16 protein-coding genes, 1 tRNA gene and 1 pseudogene are annotated in these 16,489 nt (G+C 72.3%); 12 read left to right on the top strand and 6 right to left on the bottom strand.

The window, feature by feature from the left end:
* Positions 1-372: 372 nt before the first annotated feature.
* The 3 genes and pseudogenes from SXIM_RS27840 to SXIM_RS00850 all read left to right on the top strand — a co-directional run.
* Positions 373-690 (top strand): annotated as a pseudogene (locus tag SXIM_RS27840) (SDR family oxidoreductase); the annotation flags it as partial.
* Positions 691-1,210: 520 nt separating this feature from the next.
* The gene (locus SXIM_RS00855; protein WP_246156803.1) at positions 1,211-1,516 is read left to right on the top strand and encodes a helix-turn-helix transcriptional regulator; all 306 of its coding nucleotides are present in this window, start codon (positions 1,211-1,213) and stop codon (positions 1,514-1,516) included.
* The gene (locus tag SXIM_RS00850; RefSeq protein ID WP_046722649.1) at positions 1,516-2,754 is read left to right on the top strand and encodes a tyrosine-type recombinase/integrase; all 1,239 of its coding nucleotides are present in this window, start codon (positions 1,516-1,518) and stop codon (positions 2,752-2,754) included. The genes SXIM_RS00855 and SXIM_RS00850 overlap by 1 nt, the downstream gene beginning before the upstream one ends.
* Positions 2,755-2,824: 70 nt before the next feature.
* On the opposite strand, the gene SXIM_RS00845 is transcribed toward SXIM_RS00850, so the two are convergent.
* Positions 2,825-2,898, bottom strand: a tRNA-Pro gene (locus SXIM_RS00845).
* Positions 2,899-2,956: 58 nt separating this feature from the next.
* Positions 2,957-4,411, bottom strand: coding sequence for a lipase maturation factor family protein (locus tag SXIM_RS00840; RefSeq protein WP_046722648.1), 1,455 nt, complete (start codon positions 4,409-4,411; stop codon positions 2,957-2,959).
* Between the two features lie 96 nt (positions 4,412-4,507).
* On the opposite strand from SXIM_RS00840, the gene SXIM_RS00835 reads away from it, so the two are divergent.
* The 6 genes from SXIM_RS00835 (at position 4,508) to SXIM_RS00810 (ending at position 10,862) form a co-directional block, all read left to right on the top strand.
* Positions 4,508-5,494 (top strand): acetylxylan esterase, encoded by a 987-nt coding sequence (locus tag SXIM_RS00835; RefSeq protein ID WP_030726730.1) that lies wholly within the window; start codon positions 4,508-4,510, stop codon positions 5,492-5,494.
* A 142-nt stretch (positions 5,495-5,636) separates the two neighbouring features.
* On the top strand, positions 5,637-7,241 hold the full coding sequence (locus tag SXIM_RS00830) for an ABC transporter substrate-binding protein (RefSeq protein WP_046722647.1): 1,605 nt from the start codon (positions 5,637-5,639) through the stop codon (positions 7,239-7,241).
* An 83-nt stretch (positions 7,242-7,324) separates the two neighbouring features.
* Complete coding sequence (locus SXIM_RS00825) at positions 7,325-8,293, top strand: ABC transporter permease (protein WP_030726727.1); 969 nt, start codon at positions 7,325-7,327, stop codon at positions 8,291-8,293.
* Between the two features lie 7 nt (positions 8,294-8,300).
* Positions 8,301-9,185, top strand: a complete 885-nt coding sequence (locus SXIM_RS00820) for an ABC transporter permease (protein ID WP_030726725.1) — start codon at positions 8,301-8,303, stop codon at positions 9,183-9,185.
* 44 nt (positions 9,186-9,229) lie between these two features.
* Complete coding sequence (locus SXIM_RS00815; RefSeq protein ID WP_046725358.1) at positions 9,230-10,162, top strand: ABC transporter ATP-binding protein; 933 nt, start codon at positions 9,230-9,232, stop codon at positions 10,160-10,162.
* Positions 10,155-10,862 (top strand): ABC transporter ATP-binding protein, encoded by a 708-nt coding sequence (locus tag SXIM_RS00810; protein ID WP_046722646.1) that lies wholly within the window; start codon positions 10,155-10,157, stop codon positions 10,860-10,862. The genes SXIM_RS00815 and SXIM_RS00810 overlap by 8 nt, the downstream gene beginning before the upstream one ends.
* Here SXIM_RS00810 and SXIM_RS00805 read toward each other — a convergent pair.
* On the bottom strand, positions 10,846-11,058 hold the full coding sequence (locus SXIM_RS00805) for a hypothetical protein (protein WP_030726719.1): 213 nt from the start codon (positions 11,056-11,058) through the stop codon (positions 10,846-10,848). The two genes, SXIM_RS00810 and SXIM_RS00805, sit on opposite strands and share 17 nt — an antisense overlap.
* 123 nt (positions 11,059-11,181) lie before the next feature.
* Between SXIM_RS00805 and SXIM_RS00800 the strand changes: the two genes are divergently transcribed.
* The 3 genes from SXIM_RS00800 to SXIM_RS00790 are packed head-to-tail and all read left to right on the top strand — an operon-like array spanning position 11,182 to position 14,006.
* On the top strand, positions 11,182-12,306 hold the full coding sequence (locus tag SXIM_RS00800) for a sensor histidine kinase (protein WP_046722644.1): 1,125 nt from the start codon (positions 11,182-11,184) through the stop codon (positions 12,304-12,306).
* A complete protein-coding gene (locus SXIM_RS00795) occupies positions 12,303-12,962 on the top strand; it encodes a response regulator (RefSeq protein WP_046725357.1) in 660 nt (219 codons plus the stop codon). Before SXIM_RS00800 ends, SXIM_RS00795 begins: the two co-directional genes overlap by 4 nt.
* Positions 12,963-12,986: 24 nt before the next feature.
* Positions 12,987-14,006, top strand: coding sequence for an MsnO8 family LLM class oxidoreductase (locus SXIM_RS00790; RefSeq protein ID WP_046722642.1), 1,020 nt, complete (start codon positions 12,987-12,989; stop codon positions 14,004-14,006).
* Between the two features lie 10 nt (positions 14,007-14,016).
* On the opposite strand, the gene SXIM_RS00785 is transcribed toward SXIM_RS00790, so the two are convergent.
* From SXIM_RS00785 to SXIM_RS27175, 3 genes are all read right to left on the bottom strand, one after another.
* Positions 14,017-14,835 (bottom strand): SAM-dependent methyltransferase, encoded by an 819-nt coding sequence (locus tag SXIM_RS00785; RefSeq protein ID WP_030726708.1) that lies wholly within the window; start codon positions 14,833-14,835, stop codon positions 14,017-14,019.
* Between the two features lie 114 nt (positions 14,836-14,949).
* Positions 14,950-15,729: a bestrophin-like domain gene (locus SXIM_RS00780; RefSeq protein WP_030726705.1), complete on the bottom strand. Its 780-nt coding sequence runs from the start codon at positions 15,727-15,729 to the stop codon at positions 14,950-14,952.
* A 9-nt stretch (positions 15,730-15,738) separates the two neighbouring features.
* Complete coding sequence (locus tag SXIM_RS27175) at positions 15,739-16,440, bottom strand: hypothetical protein (protein ID WP_158707973.1); 702 nt, start codon at positions 16,438-16,440, stop codon at positions 15,739-15,741.
* Between the last annotated feature and the right edge of the window lie 49 nt (positions 16,441-16,489).

The raw sequence follows: 16,489 nt of genomic DNA, 5'->3' as shown, positions 1-16,489 counted from the left end.
AACCGGAAGGCACCGTCCCGTCGAATAGGGACCAGATCAGGCTGGGGAAAGGGGCAGGCTTGTGATGGCCCGCCGACCTCGACTCGTGAAGATCGCGCAGGGCGGAACCCTCTCCTTGATTGATCCTGTCACGGGAGCTTGCCTTGCCTGCGCCACTCACTTCAGCGATCAGTCACTTCCGGCTGGTTACGTTGTCATTAGGCTGATTGCTGGCCTGCCGGTGGTATGCGCGACGGAGAGTACCCAGGGCAGACGGCTATTGTTGCTAGTCAGCCGGATGATCGATCTTGTTTGGTCCATCCGTAGCACAGGCTCCGAACGGGTTCGGCGACGGAGGACGGAGGACTAGAAGGGCTGTGGGAAGCCCAGGCTGTGGTCAGAACATCGATGAGTAGAGGACTCGCTGGCTGTGGTTGGCTCTGCCGTACCTATACCGGAGGCAAGGCGCCGCTGGAGCGCTTCACGCGGGCGGCAGCCAAGGAGTTCGCAGACCGCTGGATCTCCGTGAACACGGTGGCCCCGGGGCCGATGGACACGCCGTCCTTCTACGGCCAGGAGACACCGGGGCGCGTGGCATTCCACAAGTCGCAGGCGATGGGCAACCAGCTCACCCAGATTCAGGACATCGTCCCGATCATCAGGTTCCCGGTCACCGAAGGCTGGTGGTTCACCAGGTCAGTGGCTACACCACCCGCTGACCCTGTGCCGTCCCGACGCCGGCGAACCCGGCCGGCCCCCGGGCAGAGCCGGGGTTCGCCCGCGTCACCACGCATGGCTCGCTCACCGGTCCAGCTCGTGGCTCACTGGGGGCCATGCCGGCGGTTGCCGAGGTGATGACGGCCGTCGGGTAGGTGGTGTGAATCGTTGCCAGTGGGGGGAACGTGCCCTTCGCACTGTCGGCCGAACATTTGGGGTCAGCAGGGGGCCAAGTCATGATCTTGGTGCGCCACGGGAGACGCGGGCCTTCGGGAGAAACCGCAGGCCGGGGTGGGGCGGGTGGGACTCGAACTCACGGCCGACGGATTATGAGTCCGTTGGTTGCCTTGGCTATGGGACCGTATGAGATTGAGCGGTCGCTGGCTGGTGATTTTCGGGATGGTGATTCTGCCCCAGGAGAACTTGTATCACGTTTGTTGGGGTGGCCGGATTTTCGTGGCTAATGTTCCGGGCTGCCTGCTCAGATTGGGTGGGCGGGCCGGAAGGAGTTCTTGTGCGGAAATTCACTCGGGGCAGCAATGTGGTGACGCTCGCGCATTTGGCCGGGCTTTTGGGACGGGACGGGGAACAGGGGAGTCCTGATGGTCCCGGTGATCTTCTTCACCAGGGCTGGTATACGACTGAAGAGGTCGCCGCCTTGATAGGTGTGGATGCTTCGACGCTGCGGCGGTGGCGGACGGTATCGCCTCTTCAGGGGCCGCCGTTCGTGCGGCTGACGTCGCGGACGACGGTGTACAGCGCGCCCGATGTCGAAGCCTGGCTGGCCTCACGCCGTATCGTCCCTGACGTGGCTGCCTGATGATGGTGCGGCTGCCTCCGATGGGGGTGAAACTGTCGGAGGACATCGAGTTCCGGGAAGGCAATCCCAATCCTTTCCGGGCCCGTGTGCGCTGGTTCGATCCGGAAACCCGGCGCCGCCTGTCCCGCTCGGAAATGCTGCCGGATGAAGACGCGGCCGAACAGTGGCTGCAGCGCATGCGCCGGGCGGCGAACCGGGGCATCACACCGGATCGTGCGGCGGCGAAACTCGCCGAATACGGGGAGAGTGAATGGGCCCTAGCGATGCGGGGCCTGGAAGCGAAATCCATGGATCCCTACGGTGCCGGATGGCGCCTTCGGATCGTTCCCACACTCGGGCATCTGGAAGTGCGGGACATCTTCGCCGGGACCGTGGACCGTGCCGCCTACGGGTGGATCGCCGATGGCTGCGGCATGTCCACCGTCAAGAACACCCTCGCCGCGCTGGTGCGGGTAATGGAACAGGCGGTGCGCGACGGCATCATCGACATCAACCCGGCCAGGATCACGGGCTGGAATGGCGAGTTCAAGCGTGCCGAGGACGAACTGGATGACCCGCGCTCACTTGCCCTGCGGGACTGGCAGGCCCTGGAGGAACTCGCCCAGGCCCTCGTCGAGCGATCGGCCGACCAGTACGCCGGCTGGGGGAGCGCCGTGAAGTTCACTGCCTGCACCGCAGCACGGATCGGTGAGACGTCCGGGGTGCGGACCAAGGACATCGACACCCGCACCTGGGAGTGGGATGTGTGCCGCCAGACCACGCCTGGCCCCGGTGGGCTGATGGACAAGGCGACCAAGGGCAAGCGGCGGCGGACGGTGCCGATCATCCCGCAGATCCGGCCCCTGGTGATCCAGCGCCTGGAAGCCGTCGGATACCGGCCCATGGCCCGCCTGTTCACCGGACCCAGGGGCGGGAGGATCACCACCGCCGTCCTGCGTGACGCCACGCACTGGGACGAGGTCGTCGTCGCTCTCGGATACGAACATCTGCGCCGTCACGATCTGCGGCACACCGGGCTGACGTGGATGGCCGACGCGGGGGTCAAGGTGCATGTGCTGCGGCTGATCGCCGGGCACGGATCGCTGGCCACCACGCAGCGGTATCTGCATCCCGACCGCCGGGCCATCGGGGAGGCCGGAATGGCCCTGGCAGCTCACCTCGCGGAGGGCCGGGAGGCGGCTGGTCCCAAAGTGGTCCCAAAGGAGAGGCCTCAGCGGCATCTGCGCGTCGTCCGGTGAACCCGGATCCGAGCGTGGAAAGGGCCGGTGAGCTGGGAGGATTCTCCCGGCTCACCGGCCCTTCGCACCGTCGGGACGACAGGATTTGAACCTGCGACCCCTTGACCCCCAGTCAAGTGCGCTACCAAGCTGCGCCACGTCCCGGTGCCTTGTGACCTGGGGCTTTGCCCCTCGTCTGCGTGCAGTAGAACCATACCGCATTTCAGCTGGTGCTTGCTCCGGGTGGCTGTTGGCGGCGCCGGGGCGGGAGGTGATCGCCCAGCTCGGTGCGGTGCCACCAGGCGCGGGTGGTGCGGCGTTCCGCCCGGGTGGTGAAGCGGTAGCGGTACAGGCGGGCCCTGATGTACGTGGGCGGGGTGTCGGGGAAGGGGTTGACGCGCAGCAGGCGCAGGGTGGGGCGGTCGCCGGCCAGGAGGCGGTCGACGAGGCGGGGGAGCCAGGGGGCCGGGTAGCCGGGAGTGAGGGCCGCGAACCACATGAGCCAGTCCAGGCGCAGATGGAACGGGGCGAACTGGCGCGGCCTGTGGTGCACCGCTCCCGGCTTGCCGTGGAACTCGTACGCCCGCCACTGGGTGAGCGTGCCCGGCTCCGGGTCGTCGGTGCCCTCCAGGACCACCTCGTACCGCTGCCGGGTCACGGTCCCGAACGCTCCGTAGGTGTTGACCAGATGGAGGCTGTTGAAGGACCGGTTCATCGCCTGGGCGGGGGAGAGGAGGTTGCGGACCGGCCAGTAGCTGAGCACGGCGATCAGCACCGTCACCGCCCCGACCAGAACGGCGAACCACACCGGGGCCTCGCCCTGGCCGCCCCCCGGTGGGGCCGGCAGGGGCAGGTGGCGGGCCGCCAGGGCGCCGTCCACCGCCGCCACGGCCAGCAGCAGGGTGAGCCAGTTGAGCCAGGCGAAGTTCCCCGAGGCGATCAGCCACAGCTGGGTCACGATCACCACCGCGGCCGCCCAGCTGCCCACCGGCTGCGGTGCGAACAGGGCGAAGGGGACGATCAGCTGGGCCACGTGGTTGGCGGCAGTCTCCACCCGGTGCAGCGGCCGGGGCAGGTGGTGGAACCACCAGCTGAGCGGGCCGGGCATCGGCTGGGTCTCGTGGTGGTAGTACAGGCAGGTCAGCCGCCGCCAGCAGCGGTCACCGCGCCATTTGATCAGTCCGGCGCCCAGTTCGACCCGGAAGACCAGCCAGATCAGCAGGTACAGGGTGGGCACCGGCGGGTCGATCCGCGCGTTGCCCAGGAAGATCGCCACGAAGCCCGCCTCCAGCAGCAGCGTCTCCCAGCCGAACGCGTACCAGACCTGGCCGATGTTCACGATGGACAGATACAGCGCCCACAGAACGAACCACAGCAGCATCGACGTCCACAGCGGTACCGCGTCCGCCGCGCCCAGGGCCACCGCTGCCGCCAGCGCTGCGCCGGCTGCGGCCACCACGGTCAGCCGGCGGTCGGTGTAGCCGAGCGAGAGGAGGCCGGGGGCGTCCCGGAACCGCACGGCCCGCAGGAAGGACGGCGCCGGGGTGATGCCCCGCTCCCCGGCCAGCGGGCGGAACTCCCGCAGCGCCCCGAGGAAGGCGAGCAGGTAGATCAGGGCCAGTCCGCGCTGGATCACCATTCTGCTGAGCCAGGCGTCGGGGTCGCCGAACCACTCCATGCCGTATCCGTATCATCCACCCGTTGACCACGGCGGGAACTGCGGCTTGGCTTCTGTCCTGGTAAGCGCTTGACCAGCGAGAAAACGAGGACCCTGATGCCGCTGACCGATCTGCCGCTCGATGAGCTGCGCGAGTACCGTCCCGAGGTGCCGGCCCCTGCCGACTTCGACGACTTCTGGGCCAGGACCCTGGCCACCGCGCGCGCCGCCGCCGGGCAGCCCGCCACCTACACCCCGGTCACCGACTCGCCGCTGGCCGCTGTCGATGTCTTCGACGTGCGGTTCCCCGGCTGGGGCGGCCAGCCCATCGCCGCCTGGCTGCTGCTGCCGCGCGGCGCGCGGGGACCGCTGCCCGCGGTGGTGCAGTACATCGGGTACAGCGGTGGGCGCGGGCTGCACACCGAGCACCTGCTGTGGAGCGCCGCCGGGTACGCGCACCTGATCGTGGACAGCCGCGGCCAGGGCCACGACACTCCCGACCCGGACCCGGTGCCCTTCCCGCAGCACGTCAGGGGCTTCATGACCCGCGGCATCGAGGATCCGGAGCACTACTACTACCGCCGGATCATGACCGACTGCGTCCGCGCGGTCGACGCGCTGCGCGAGCACCCAGCCATCGACCCCGCCCGCGTCATCGTGGCCGGCGGCAGCCAGGGTGGCGGGCTCGCCCTGTCCACCGCCGGTCTGTTGGGCGACGCGGTGGCGGCGGCGCTGGTCGACGTGCCGTTCCTGTGCCACTACCGGCGCTCCGCCGACATCGCGAGCGCCGGCCCCTATCCCGAGATAGCCGACTACCTCGGGGTCCACCAGCGGGAGAACCCGGACCGGGCCTTCCGTACCCTGAGCTACTTCGACGGGCTGCACTTCGCCCCGCGGGCCGGCGCGCCCACCCTCTTCAGCGTGGCCCTGATGGACCCCGTCTGCCCGCCCTCCACCGTCTTCGCCGCCTACAACCGCTACGCCGGCGAGAAGGACATCACCGTCTGGCAGTTCGGCGACCACGCGGGCGGCCGGGCCTCGCAGCCGGTCGAGCAGCTGCGCTGGCTCGGGGCCCGAGGGCTCGGCGGCGCGACGCTGAGCTGATCACTCTTCCCCCCACCGCCCCCGGTCATCCACCGGGGGCGGTGTCATGTCCGTCACCCGGCTCGCCCTTCCCCGTCTCCTGCGCGTGCGATTTAATTGCGAACGTTTTGCAGGAGCGTCTGGTGATCAGAAGAAGGTGCACATGACGGCCCGGACCGTACGTACGGCGGTCGCGGCACTCGCCGCCGGCTCACTGCTGGCGCTCGCCGCCTGCTCCACGCCCTCCGAAGGCGACAACGGCGACGACGGTGCCCCGGGCGGCGCTGACTCCCTGGTCGTCGGCATCGCGAACGAGCCCGACACCCTCAGCCCGCTGCTCGGCTACGGCAAGGACGGGAACTCCAAGATCTTCGACGGCCTGCTGCGCCGCGACGCCGGAATGAACCTCCAACCGGCCCTCGCCGCCGCCCTCCCCGAGGTCAGCGACGACGGACTCACCTACACCTATCCGCTGCGCGAGGACATCACCTTCAGCGACGGCGAGCCCTTCACCGCCGAGGATGTCGTCTTCACCTACGAGACGATCCTCGACGACACCACCCTCAACCCCAACAAGGACGAACTCGACGCCGTGGAGTCGGTCGAGGCCCCCGACGAGCACACCGTCGTCTTCACCCTCGGCTACCCCTACGCGCCGTTCGCCGAGCGCACCGTGCTGCCCATCGCCGCCGCCCACGCCGCCGCCGGCCAGGACATCAACACCGGCCCCTACAACACCGAACCCGTCGGCACCGGCCCCTACCTGCTGACCGGCTGGACCAGGGGCGAACGCCTCACCTTCGAGGCGAACCCCGACTACTGGGGCGGCGCACCCGACGTCACCCGGCTCACCATGGCCGTCATCCCCGACGACGACGTCCGCGCCACCCGGCTGCGCACCGGGGACCTCGACGCCGCCGTCCTGCCCCCCAACCTCGCCGCCACCTTCGACGGCGAGCCCGGCCTCACCACCCTCCAGGCCGAGAGCGCCGACTTCCGCGCCGTGACCCTGCCCACCGGCCACCCCGTCACCGGCGACCGCGACATCCGCCGCGCCCTCGACCTGGCCGCCAACCGCGAACTGATGGTCGACAGCATCCTCACCGGAGCCGGCCACGCCGCGTACGGCCCGGTTCCCACCGCCAGCGACTGGTTCGCGCGGGGCACCGAGCGCCCGTACGACCCCGAGGCCGCAGTCCGGCTGCTGGAGGAGGGCGGCTGGGAGGCGGGCGGTGACGGCATCCGCGCCAAGGACGGACAGCGCGCCGCCTTCACCCTGTGGTACCCGGCCGGCGACCGGCTGCGCCAGGAACACGCCCTCGCCTACGCCTCGGACGCCAGGGAGATCGGCGTCGACATCACCGTGGAGTCCGGTTCCTGGGAGGTCATCGAGGGCCGCCTGGCCACCGACGCCGTGCTCTCCGGCGGCGGCGACCCCGCCGACCCCGACTTCGAGCTGTACGGCCTGCTGGCCTCCTCGCTGGCCGGCGACGGCTGGAACAACATGGGCCACTACGACAACCCGGCCGTCGACGCACAGCTCGACCTCGGACGCCGCAGCGCCGACCCCGCGGAACGGTCCGCCGCCTATGACGCCGTGCAGCGCGAGTTCGCCGCCGACCCCGGCTACACCTTCCTCACCCACATCGACCACATGTACGTGATGAGGGACGCCTGGGAGAACGTCACCACCCAGGTCGAACCGCACGACCACGGACTCGGCCACGGCCCCTGGTGGAACGTCGAGGAATGGACGATCCGTCCGTGACCACCGCCGGCACCGAGGCCCGGGCCCTTACCGGCCGCGCGCGCGGTACGGGCCCGGACCGTTCCGGGCCGCCCTGGGCCGCCATGGCCCGGCTCGCCGGCCGCCGCGCGCTGGCCGCCGTCCCGGTCCTCGCCGTGGTCACGCTCGGCATGTTCGCCGTCGCCGCCGCCTCGCCCTTCGACCCGGTACGCCAGTACGTCGGCTCCGACGCCCTCGGCGCCTCCCAGGACACCCTCGACACCCTGCGCGCGAACCTCGCAGCCTCCGGCGGCTTCGCCGAACAGTGGTGGGCCTGGCTGCGCTCCGCCCTCACCGGCGACCTCGGCCAGTCCCTGACCCTGCGCCAGCCCGTCACCCAGGTCATCGCCGAACGCGCCGGCTGGTCCCTGCTGCTGTGCGGCACCGCGTTCGTCATCTCCCTCACCCTGGGCACCGCGCTCGGCGTCCTCGCGGCCCGCCGCCCCGGCTCCGTCCTGGACCGCTGTGTCAGCTCCCTGAGCTACGTCCTGCAGGCCGCCCCGCCCTTCTGGCTCGCGCTCCTCGCCATCTGGTTCTTCGCCCTCCAGCTCGGCGTGCTGCCGGCCGGCGGCCTCACCGACACCGGCTCGGACACGGTCACCGCGGGCGCCGTCGCCCGCCACCTGGTGCTGCCCGTCGCCGTGCTCGCCATCTCCCAACTGCCGTGGTTCGTCCTCTACACCCGGCAGGGCGTCCTGGACGCGCTCGGCGAGGACCCGGTACGCGGCGCCCGCGCCCGCGGCATCGGCGAACGCACCGTGCTGCTCGGCCACGCCCTGCGCTCCGGCCTGCTCCCCGTCCTCACCCTCATCGGCACCCGCGTGCCCGAACTCATCACCGGCGCCCTGCTGGTGGAGACCGTCTTCAGCTGGCCCGGCATGGCCTCGGCGACCGTACGGGCCGCCACCGCCGCCGACTTCCCGCTGCTGGCCGCGCTCACCGTGATCTCGGCGCTCGCCGTCCTGGCCGGCAACCTGCTCGCCGACCTCCTGTACGGGCTGGCCGACCCGCGCGTCGACCACGACGGGATGTGACCCCGACATGACCGACACCCACACCGACCTCCCCTGGCGGGAACCGGCCGCCACCGCCCGGCGGCGCGGCACCCGCACCGTACGCGTCTGGTCCGCCGGCGTGCCGGCCGCCGCCGCGGGCGCGGCCGCCCTGCTCGTCCCGCTGTTCGCCCCGCTCGACCAGCAGGCCGTGGACCTGACCGCCAAGCTGCTGGCACCCTCCGCCGACCACCCCTTCGGCACCGACGAGGTGGGCCGCGACATCCTGCTGCGCTCCGTCCACGGACTGCGCGTGTCCCTGCTGGTCGGCATCACCGCCGCCCTCGTCGCCTCGGTGCTCGGCCTGCTCGTCGGCGCCGCAGCCGGAGCCCTCGGCGGGCGCACCGACCGCCTCGTGATGCGCGCCGTGGACACCTTCACCGCCGTGCCGCACCTGCTCATGGGCATCTTCATCGTCGCGATGTTCCGCCCCGGGATCTGGCCCGTGATCGCCTCGGTGGGCCTTACCCACTGGGTCTCCACCGCCCGCATCGTGCGGGCCGAAGTGCTGTCGCTGCGCTCGCGCCCCTACATCGACGCGGCCATCTCCGGCGGCGCCTCCCGCCTGCGGGTCGCCCGCCGCCACCTGGTGCCCGCCGTCCTGCCCCAGGCCGGGCTCGCCGCCGTGCTGATGGTGCCGCACGCCATCTGGCACGAATCCGCGCTGTCCTTCCTCGGCCTGGGCATCCCCGCCCACCAGGCGAGCCTGGGCACCATGATCAACGGCGCCCGTGGTTCCCTGCTCACCGGAGAGTGGTGGCCCACCCTCTTCCCGGGGCTGTTCATCATCGTGCCCACCCTCGCCATCGCCGGACTGGCCGGCGTGTGGCGGGAGCGGATCAACCCGCGCCGCCGATCGGAGCTGGTGCTGTGACCACCCCTCTGCTGTCCGTACGCCGGCTGTCCGTGCGCTTCCTGATGCCCGGCGGGGCAGACATCGCCGCCGTCGACGACGTCTCCTTCGACCTCGCCGCCGGGGAGTGCCTGGCCCTGGTGGGGGAGAGCGGCTGCGGCAAATCCGTCCTCGCCGGGGCGCTCCTGGGACTGCTGCCCGGCAACGCCCGCACCCGGGGCAGCGCCCTCCTCGCCCCGGACCCGGCGGCCCCCGGGAGCGGTGCCCGGCCGCTGGACCTGCTGGCCGCCGACGAGCGCACCCTCGCCCGTACGGTACGGGGCCGCCGGCTGGGCCTGGTGCCGCAGAGCCCGGCCGACCACCTCACCCCGGTGCGCACCGTGCGCTCCCACCTGCGCGAGACCATCCGCGCGCTGCACGGCACCCGTGGCGCTGCCCTCGCCGCCGCCACCGAGGCGGCGGCCGCCCGCGCCGCCTTCCCCGCCGACCACCTCGACCGCTACCCGCACCAGCTCTCCGGCGGCCTCGCCCAGCGCGCCGCCACCGCCCTCGCCCTGGTCGGTGACGCCCCGCTGCTCATCGCCGACGAACCCACCACGGGGCTCGACCGCGACCTCGTCGCCCGCACCGTCGGCGAACTGCGCCGCCACACCGACGACGGACGCGGCCTGCTCGTCATCACCCACGACCTGGCCGCCGCCGAACGCGTCGCCGACCGGGTCGCCGTCATGTACGCCGGCCGCATCGTCGAACTCACCCCGGCCGCCCGCTTCTTCGGCACGCCCGGCCCCCGCCACCCGTACGCCGCCGGGCTGCTGGGCGCCCTGCCGGAACGGGACTTCACCCCCATCCCGGGGCAACCCCCGGGACTCGACGCCCTGCCCGCGGGCTGCGCCTTCGCCCCGCGCTGCGCCCGTGCCACCGCCCTGTGCGCCGAACAGCCCGAGCTGATCGAGGGCACGGCCTGCCACCACCTCCCGGAGCCCGCCGATGCCTGACCCCACGGCACCGACCCCCGCCGTACCCGTGCCCGCGCTCGACCTCACCGCGATCACCGCCGGTTACGAGCGCCGCCCCCCGGTCGTCCGCGACATCTCGCTGCGGGTCGCGGAGGGCGAGGCGGTGGGCCTGCTCGGCCCCTCCGGCTGCGGCAAATCCACCCTGGCCCGGGTCGCCGCCCTGCTGCACCGCCCCCGCTCCGGCACCGTGCACCTGGCCGGACAACCGGCCACCGGCTTCCGGCACCGCGCCCCGCGGGCCCTGCGCACCCGCGTCGGCGTCGTCTTCCAGCAGCCCCGGCAGGCCGCCGACCCCCGTCTCACCCTCCACGACCTGATCGCCGAACCGCTGCGCGCCACCGCCGACACCGCCGCGCTGCCCGACCGCGTCGCCGCCCTCGCCGACGCCACCGGACTCGGCGCCGAACTGCTGCACCGCCACCCGCACCAGGTCAGCGACGGACAACTGCAGCGTGCCTGCCTGGCCCGCGCGCTCGTCCTGCGCCCCGCCCTGCTGATCTGTGACGAGATGACGGCGATGCTGGACGCCTCCACCACCGCCGCGCTGGTGGCCGTCGTCGAGGACTACCGGCGCGAGACCGGCGCCGCGCTGCTCGCGGTCGGCCACGACCGGGTGCTGCTGCGACGCTGGTGCGACCGGGTCGAGGACTTCCCGCTCCCGCTCACCCCGGCCGCCTGACCCTTCCGGCACGCGCGCACACCGCGACCCCCAGCACGATCAGCACGAGGTTCGCGAAGATCTCCATCCCCTCCAGCGGTCCCGCGATCCGGTGCACCAGCGACCACGCCCCGTACCGGCCACTCGCCTCATGGGCCAGCCCGGCCGCCCCGTTCAGCACCAGCAGCACCCCCACGGCCCCCAGCAGACTCCTCATGCCCACCAGATTCCCCCGGCCACCGCCGACGGGCAGCCGCCGAAGGTATCCCCCCGCCCGACTTCGGTACAGCGCTCCCGGCGGCCCCGCCGGCCGCCCCGGTCCGCCCGCTACCGTCGGGGCATGGTCACCCGCAGCAGACGCGACTGGATCGTCGACATCACCGCCATCGCCGTCGCCGCCTGCTTCTCCGTACTCACCTCCGGGGTGCTCTTCGGCGAGGTGCGCCATCCGCACTGGCTGCTGGTCCTCGACCAGATCGCGGCCGCCGGGGCCTGCGCCGCCCTGTGGCTGCGCCGCCGCCACCCCTTCGCGCTCGCCCTCGTCCTCGTCGTGCTGAGCGCCTTCTCGCACTTCATGGGCGGCCCGCTGTGGGTGGCGCTGTTCACCGCCGCCGTCCACTGCCGGCCCCGCGCGGTGGCCCTGCTGGTCGGCATCCAGCTCCTTCTGCGCCCCATCGGGCTGGCGCTGCGCCCCGAGTCCCAGGTCCCGGACGAACTGGCCCTCGCCGCCTCGCTGGTGGCGATGACCGCCGTCATCAGCTGGGGGATGACCGTACGGTACCGGCGCCGGCTGATCGCCACTCTCTACGAGCAGGCCCAGCGCGCCACCCGGGAGAGCATCGCCCGCGAGATGCACGACGTCCTCGCCCACCGGCTCTCGCTGCTCAGCGTCCACGCGGGCGCCCTGGAGTACGCCGCGGGGGCCTCACCGCAGGACGTGCGGCGGGCCGCCGGGGTGATCCGGTCATCCTCCCACCAGGCCCTGGAAGAACTGCGCGACGTCATCGGCGTGCTGCGCGCCGCCCCCGGGGAGGAACCGAGCACCGACGGCACCCGCCCACAGCCCACCCACCGCGAACTGCCGCGGCTGGCCCAGGAGTCCCGGCTGGCCGGTGCCCGCGTCACCCTGGACCAGCGGCTGGCCCCACCCGACGCCGACGCGTTGCCGGAGAACACCGGACGCACGGTGTACCGGATCGTCCAGGAAGGGCTCACCAACGCCCGCAAGCACGCCCCCGGCGCCGAGACCACCGTCACGGTGGACGGCGCGCGCGGCACCGGCGTCACCGTCGAGATCCGCAACCCGCTCGGCGCCCCGCAACGCCCCGGCGCCCGGCTGATCCCGGGATCGGGGCGCGGCCTGACGGGACTGCACGAACGGGTGGCGCTCGCGGGCGGCCGGATCGAGGCCGGCCGGGACCGGGGACACTTCCGGCTGCACGCCTGGCTACCGTGGCCCCCATGACGATCCGGGTACTCCTCGTGGACGACGATCCGCTGGTCCGTGCCGGGCTGCGGCTGATGCTCGGCGCCGCCCCCGACCTGCGGGTGGTGGGGGAGGCGGCGGACGGCGCGGAGGTCGGCGCGCTGGTGGCGCGGCTGGCGCCCGACGTGGTGCTGATGGACATCAGGATGCCGGGGACGGACGGGCTCACCGCCACCGAGGCCCTGCGCGCCGCGCCCGACCCGCCCGAGGTGGTGGTGCTGACCACCTTCCACGCCGATGACCAGGTGCTGCAGGCGCTGCGCGCCGGGGCGGCCGGCTACGTCCTCAAGGACACCCCGCCCGCCGAGATCGTCGAGGCCGTACGCCGGGTCGCCGCCGGTGACCCGGTGCTCTCCCCGGCCGTCACCCGGCGGCTGATCGGCACCCTCACCAGCGCCGGACGCGACACCCGCCGCGCCCGCCGCCGGCTGGACTCCCTCGCGGAGCGCGAACGGGAGGTCGCCGTCGCGGTCGGCCGCGGACTGTCCAACGCCGAGATCGCCGCCGCCCTGTATCTGAGCGTCCCCACCGTCAAGGCGTACGTCTCCCGCGTCCTCACCAAGCTGGAGCTGAACAACCGGGTGCAGATCGCGCTGCTCGCCCAGGACGCCGGCGTCATCGACCGGGAATCCTGAGCGCCCGCCGCTGTTGCACCTGGTGTGGATGCGACGACGAGGACGGTGCGCTGGTCGGTGCTGGACCGGGCGCTGATCAGGCGCGGGCAGAGTGCCGCCGGGGCGCTGCGGGAGACGGTGGAGTTCGCGGCCGAGATCGAACGGCTCGGCTACCGGCGGTTCTGGGTCGCGGAACACCACGCGGTGCCGGGCATCGCCGGCTCCGCGCCCACCGTGCTGGCCGCGGCCGTGGCGGCCGCCACCTCCCGCATCAGGGTCGGGACGGGCGGGGTGATGCTCCCCAACCACCGGCCGCTGGTGGTCGCCGAGCAGTTCGGCGTGCTGGAGGCGCTCTTCCCGGGCCGCATCGACATGGGGCTCGGCCGCTCGGTCGGCTTCACCGGGCCGGTCCGCCGCGCCCTCGGTGTCGACAAGTCGGCCGCCGACCGCTTCGACGAACAACTCACCGAGCTGCTGAGCTACTTCGGGGAGCGGACCACCGGTGGTGCGGCCCTGACCGCGATGCCCTCCCAGGGGCTGCGGGTCCCGGCCCATCTGCTGGCGGTCGGCTCCGGCGCGGAGATCGCCGCCGCCCACGGGCTGCCCGTGGTGATGGCCCTGCACGCCGACACCGACCGGACCGTGGCCGCGCTGGAGCGCTACCGGGCCGGCTTCCGGCCCTCCCCACAGCAGTCGCGGCCGTACGTCCTGCTCGCCGTCAACGCCGCCGTCGCCGCGACCCACGAGGAGGCGGCACTGCTCCAGCTCCCCGAGGCGTGGGCCACCGCCCGCTCCCGGATCGACGGGGTCTTCCCGCCGCTGGACCCGCCCCGGGAGATCGCCGCCCGCTCGATGACCGAGCGCGAGCGCGGCTACGTCGAGCAGACCAGGGCCGGTCAGCTGTACGGGGACGCGCCCGCGATGGCCGCGCGGCTCGACGCGCTGATCGCGCGGACCGGCGCGGACGAGGTGCTGGTCACGCTCAACACCCACGATCCGGCCGACCGCCTCGACTCCTACCGCCGGCTGGCCGCGCTCGCCGCTCTGCCCGGCGGCGCGGCTTGAACCCGCGGTCCTACTTCTTGTACGCGATGCCACCGCTCATCAGCCGCTGCGCCACGCTCAGCGGCTCGTCGACCGGCTGCTCGGGGCGCCACTGCGGCAGGGCCACCACGCCGGGCTCCTGGAGGTCGTACCCCTCGAAGTAGTCCTCGATCTCCGCCATCGTGCGGAACCGGCCGGTGCCCAGGAACTCCAGCATCGTCTCCTCCACGGCGCGGGCCTCCGGGCCCGTGTCGCTGAAGCAGGTGATGGCCAGGTAACTGCCGGACGGTACCGCCGACATGTACGACTGGACGATCCCCTTGGGGTCCTCGTCGTCGTGCAAGTGGTGCAGGATGCCGATCAGCAGCACCCCGACCGGCTGTGAGAAGTCGATCAGCCGCCGCACATCGGGGTGGCCGAGCACCCCCTGCGGGTCGCGCAGGTCCGCCGTGACCACGGCCGTCTGGTCATCGACCTGGAGCAGCGCCTGACCGTGGGCGAGCACGATCGGGTCGTTGTCGACGTAGACCACGCGCGCGTCGGGGGCGTGCCGCTGCGCCACCTGGTGGGTGTTCTCCAGGGTCGGCAGCCCCGCGCCGAGATCGATGAACTGGCGTATGCCGGCCTCGGCGGCCAGATACCGGACGATCCTGCCCAGGATCTGCCGGTTGTACTGACCCACGTCGCCGATGTGCGGCATGGTGACCCGCACCTGGTCGGCGACGACCCGGTCGACGTCGTAATGGTCCTTGCCACCGAGGACAGCGTCGTACACCCGTGCGATGCTCGGCTTGCTGGTATCGATGAAAGTGGACTTGCCCTGCTCGGAGGCGGTGTTCTCGTGTGACATCGCGGTTCTCCATCCCTCAGCACGTGCGGGTCAGACTAACCGCGCCCCACCAGCCCCGCGAAGGTGCCCCGAGCTAAGCCGACATAGTGTCAAGTACACGAAAAGGCAGCCGAGTTACTCATCGGGCAGTACCTGCGGGAAGAGGGTGCGGAACGCCTCCGTCGAGTCGGAGAGCCCACGGGCGAACGGGGCGTCGAAATGCCAGATGAGATACAGCAGGAACACGATCAGCGCGCTGAAGAGCCCCGCCAGCAGCAATTCGCGCCCGGTGCGGCGGATCTGGAGCGCGAACAGCATCCCCACCACCACGACGGCCCCGGTGATCAGCCCCAGCCACACCACGCCCGGCAGCGTGGACTCCGCGCTCATCCCCCGGGAGGTGCGCGCCTCCGAGGCGGTCGCCAGCTGATGGTGCATGCCCTCGTACGCGTAGCTCTCCGGGGCCGTGAACGGCTCCAGCGCGGCCACGCTCTGCCGCACCGCGGCGAACAGCAGATCGCCCTCCTCGCTCAGCCCTTCGTTGTCGATCATGTACGGCCACTCCTCGTCGACCGTGTAACCGACGTACGCCTGCACGGACTCCCGTACGCCCTCCTGACTCGCGGCGGGGAACGCCTGGGCGCGCTCGCCGAGTTCGTGCAGCGCCTGGGCCTCCTGGCGCACCCACTCCTCGGCCGCGCCGCGTTCCTCCCAGACACCGGCGATGGCCAGTCCGAGCACGATGGCGTACACCACGCCCACCATCATCGTCATGTACTCGATCACGTCCGGGGTTTCGGACGGATCGGCCGCTTGATCGTGGACGGTCGCGCGGCGGTGCCGCAGCTGCACGATCACGAAGATCACCGCGCAGGTGGCGATGATCAGGAGCAGGAGAGTGAACCAGTCGGACAATCGGGTCTCCTAGGAGGTGCCGCGCGCGCCCGGCCGGGTCCGCGGGCGAAGGATCGCGGCGGCCAGCACGGCAGGGGCGAGGATGAGCAGGGTGCGGGTGGTCATCGGCATGCCGTGGTCGGGCCGGTCCTGGCCGGCCGGGGGCGGCCCGGCGACGATCTGCACCGGCGCGATTTCCGGCTCGGGTTCGGGTTCCGGCTCGGGGCCGGGCTCGGGGGCCGGCTGGGGTGCGCGTTCCGGCTCGGGCGCCGGCGGCGGGGCGGTCGCCGGGGGCGGTTCGGGGGCCGGCGCCGGGGGAGCGGCCTCCGGCGCGGGTTCCGGCTCGGGTTCGGGTTCCGGCTCGGGCGCCGGTGGCGGCACCGGTTCGGGGGGCTCGGGTGACGCGGGCGGTTCGGGCACGGGCGGCGTCGGAGGCTCGGTGGGCTCCGGAGGCTCGGGCGGGGCGCAGATCCCGTCGGAGATCACCACGGACGAGCCGCCGCGCGACGCGCTCACCGACACCGAGGAACACCCGCAGCGACCGCCGGCCCGGATCACCACGGAGGCGGAGCCACCGGGGCCGTCCGCCTCGATGGTCAGGCTGAGATCGGAGCCGGGGCCGAACGGCTCCGGCCCCGGCGTCTTGGCAGCCGCCCCCGAGGCGGCGGCCAGCACGAGGAACGCGCACCCGACGCCGACCGCGCCGCGTCGCACTTGCTGCCCAGTGGTCACGGGGGCGATTGTGCGCGGGGCGTCCGCGAGGCCGCACGGCCGAGACCAT

It is taken from the genome of Streptomyces xiamenensis (assembly GCF_000993785.3).
GTDB lineage: Bacteria > Actinomycetota > Actinomycetes > Streptomycetales > Streptomycetaceae > Streptomyces > Streptomyces xiamenensis.
The sequence above is the reverse complement of the archived record's forward strand: the minus strand, read 5'-3'. Positions and strand labels throughout refer to the sequence as shown.

Coding starts and splice junctions, on each gene's coding strand:
- SXIM_RS00825 (WP_030726727.1), top strand. CDS start 7,325: ATGGCCCGGCTCGCCGGCCGCCGCGCGCTGGCCGCCGTCCCGGTCCTC.
- SXIM_RS00850 (WP_046722649.1), top strand. CDS start 1,516: ATGATGGTGCGGCTGCCTCCGATGGGGGTGAAACTGTCGGAGGACATC.
- SXIM_RS00830 (WP_046722647.1), top strand. CDS start 5,637: ATGACGGCCCGGACCGTACGTACGGCGGTCGCGGCACTCGCCGCCGGC.
- SXIM_RS00815 (WP_046725358.1), top strand. CDS start 9,230: ATGCCCGGCGGGGCAGACATCGCCGCCGTCGACGACGTCTCCTTCGAC.
- SXIM_RS00810 (WP_046722646.1), top strand. CDS start 10,155: ATGCCTGACCCCACGGCACCGACCCCCGCCGTACCCGTGCCCGCGCTC.
- SXIM_RS00835 (WP_030726730.1), top strand. CDS start 4,508: ATGCCGCTGACCGATCTGCCGCTCGATGAGCTGCGCGAGTACCGTCCC.
- SXIM_RS00800 (WP_046722644.1), top strand. CDS start 11,182: ATGGTCACCCGCAGCAGACGCGACTGGATCGTCGACATCACCGCCATC.
- SXIM_RS00795 (WP_046725357.1), top strand. CDS start 12,303: ATGACGATCCGGGTACTCCTCGTGGACGACGATCCGCTGGTCCGTGCC.
- SXIM_RS00785 (WP_030726708.1), bottom strand. CDS start 14,835: ATGTCACACGAGAACACCGCCTCCGAGCAGGGCAAGTCCACTTTCATC.
- SXIM_RS00805 (WP_030726719.1), bottom strand. CDS start 11,058: ATGAGGAGTCTGCTGGGGGCCGTGGGGGTGCTGCTGGTGCTGAACGGG.
- SXIM_RS00820 (WP_030726725.1), top strand. CDS start 8,301: ATGACCGACACCCACACCGACCTCCCCTGGCGGGAACCGGCCGCCACC.
- SXIM_RS00840 (WP_046722648.1), bottom strand. CDS start 4,411: ATGGAGTGGTTCGGCGACCCCGACGCCTGGCTCAGCAGAATGGTGATC.